Raw genomic sequence first — 391 nt, 5'->3', positions numbered from 1 at the left:
AACCGCAAGGAGGGAGCCGTCTAAGGTAGGATCAATGATTGGGGTTAAGTCGTAACAAGGTATCCCTACGGGAACGTGGGGATGGATCACCTCCTTTCTAAGGAAAACATGACTTAAGAAGTCATAAGCCAGAAATTTCAACTAGAAATTTCCCATTCATTATTACTCATCATATTCAGTTTTGAAAGACTTAATTGTCTTTCTGGAAAATCAAAATTTCCAAAAAATAAGAGAAATTCTAACGAATTCTTTTTATTAAGGTTTGATCTTTGAAAAGTAGATAAATTCTGACGTAAGGTTAAGGAAGAGAAGGCACGCAGTGAATGCCTTGGCACTAAGCACCGATGAAGGACGCAACTAACGGCGAAACGCCACAGGGGAGCAGTAAGTA

1 protein-coding gene and 1 rRNA gene are annotated in these 391 nt (G+C 39.4%); one reads left to right on the top strand and one right to left on the bottom strand.

Annotation, left to right across the window (positions count from 1 at the left end; translation table 11 throughout):
* Positions 1 to 97, top strand: a 16S ribosomal RNA gene (locus N7548_RS08845); the annotation flags it as partial.
* Positions 98 to 137: 40 nt separating this feature from the next.
* Here the strand turns inward: N7548_RS08845 and N7548_RS08840 are convergent.
* The coding region (locus N7548_RS08840) for a hypothetical protein (RefSeq protein WP_263609110.1) at positions 138 to 391 on the bottom strand (254 nt) is incomplete at its 5' end.

This window comes from Paracholeplasma manati, assembly GCF_025742995.1.
Taxonomy (GTDB): Bacteria; Bacillota_I; Bacilli_A; order Acholeplasmatales; family UBA5453; genus Paracholeplasma; species Paracholeplasma manati.
The sequence above is the reverse complement of the archived record's forward strand: the minus strand, read 5'-3'. Positions and strand labels throughout refer to the sequence as shown.